The sequence below is a fragment of the Mesorhizobium sp. Cs1321R2N1 genome (genome assembly GCF_037179725.1).
GTDB lineage: Bacteria > Pseudomonadota > Alphaproteobacteria > Rhizobiales > Rhizobiaceae > Mesorhizobium > Mesorhizobium salmacidum.
Genome location: NZ_JAPYKP010000295.1, coordinates 1 through 1856 on the forward strand (window position 1 = coordinate 1; position 1856 = coordinate 1856).

Sequence of the window (1856 nt, forward strand, 5' to 3'; positions counted from 1 at the left end):
AAGAGCCTCGCTCCCACGGATGGCGTCCGCGATTATCTGGCCGCGCAGGAGAAGAAGTCGCTGCTGCGCTTCCTGACCTGCGGTTCGGTGGATGACGGCAAGTCGACGTTGATCGGACGCCTGCTGTCCGACACCAAGCAGATTTTCGAGGACCAGCTCGCCGCGCTCGAACGCGATTCGCGCAAGCACGGCACGACGGGTGACGACATCGACTTCGCGCTCTTGGTCGACGGCCTCGAGGCCGAGCGCGAGCAAGGCATCACCATCGATGTCGCCTACCGCTTCTTCGCCACGCCGAAGCGCAAGTTCATCGTTGCCGATACGCCCGGCCACGAGCAATACACCCGCAACATGGCGACCGGCGCCTCGACCGCCGATCTGGCGATCGTGCTGATCGATGCCCGGCAAGGGGTGCTGCGCCAGACAAGGCGCCATTCGATCATCGCCTCGCTGCTCGGCATCCGCCACATCGTGCTGGCGGTCAACAAGATCGATCTCGTCGATTTCGACCAGGCGGTCTTCGACAGGATCGTCGAGGACTACCGGCAGTTCTCGCGCGATCTCGGTTTCCAAGCCATCATGCCGATCCCGATGTCGGCCCGCTACGGCGACAACGTCAGCCGCCGCTCCGAAACCATGCAGTGGTATTCCGGCCCGACACTGATCGAGCATCTCGAAACCGTATCGGTCGACGAAGCCACGGCCGAGCTGCCGTTCCGCTTTCCGGTCCAGTACGTCAATCGCCCCAATCTCGACTTTCGTGGTTTTGCCGGCACCATCGCGTCCGGTACCATTGCGCAAGGCGACGCGGTCGTCGTCGCCAAATCGGGCAAGTCCTCGCATGTCAAACGCATCGTCGCCCATGGCGGCGATCTCAAACAGGCAGTGGCCGGCCAGGCCATAACGCTGGTCCTCGACGACGAGGTCGAGATCTCACGCGGCAACATGCTGGTTTCGCCGGCCGCACGGCCGCAGGTCGCCGACCAGTTCGCCGCCAGCATCGTCTGGTTCGACGAAAATGCGCTGCTGCCTGGCCGGTCCTATATCCTGCGCACCGAGACCGATCAGACCAGCGCCACCGTCACCGATCTGAAATACCGCATCAACGTCAACGACTTTGCCCATGAGGCGGCCAAGTCGCTTGAAATGAACGAAGTCGGCATCTGCAACATCTCGACGCGGACGCCGATCGCCTTCGATCCGTTTGGCGAGAACCGCACCACCGGCGCCTTCATCCTGGTCGACCGCATCTCAAACGCCACGGTCGGCGCCGGCATGATCCTGCATTCGCTGCGCCGCGCCGAAAACATCCATTGGCAATCGCTCGATGTCGGCAAGGGCGTGCGCGCCGACATGAAGAACCAGCGGCCCGCCGTGTTCTGGTTCACGGGGCTTTCGGGCTCCGGCAAGTCGACCATCGCCAACCTGTTCGAGAAGAAGCTGTTCGCCACTGGCCGCCATACCTATATCCTGGACGGCGACAATGTCCGTCACGGTCTCAACCGCGACCTTGGCTTCACCGACGCCGATCGCGTCGAGAACATTCGCCGCGTCGCCGAAGTGGCCAAGCTGATGGCGGACGCCGGGCTGATCGTCATCGTCTCGTTCATTTCGCCGTTCAGAGCCGAGCGGCGCATGGCGCGCGAATTGATGGCCAGTGGCGAGTTCATCGAAGTCTTTGTCGACACGCCTTTCGAGGAATGCGCCAGGCGGGACCCGAAGGGCCTCTATGCGCGCGCGCTGAATGGCGAGATCAAGAATTTCACCGGTGTCGATTCTCCATATGAAGCACCGGAGAAACCGGAGATCCATCTCAAGACGCTCGGCAAGTCGCCTGAAGAGATGGTAGATGCCCT

The 1856-nt window shown here is 62.3% G+C and carries 1 protein-coding gene; it reads left to right on the plus strand.

Features of this window, described 5'->3' with window-relative positions; all coding sequences use genetic code 11:
• Window positions 1–1856 (plus strand): sulfate adenylyltransferase subunit CysN (gene cysN / locus O7A61_RS32095; RefSeq protein ID WP_337133158.1); only part of this gene is annotated, 1856 nt, incomplete at both ends.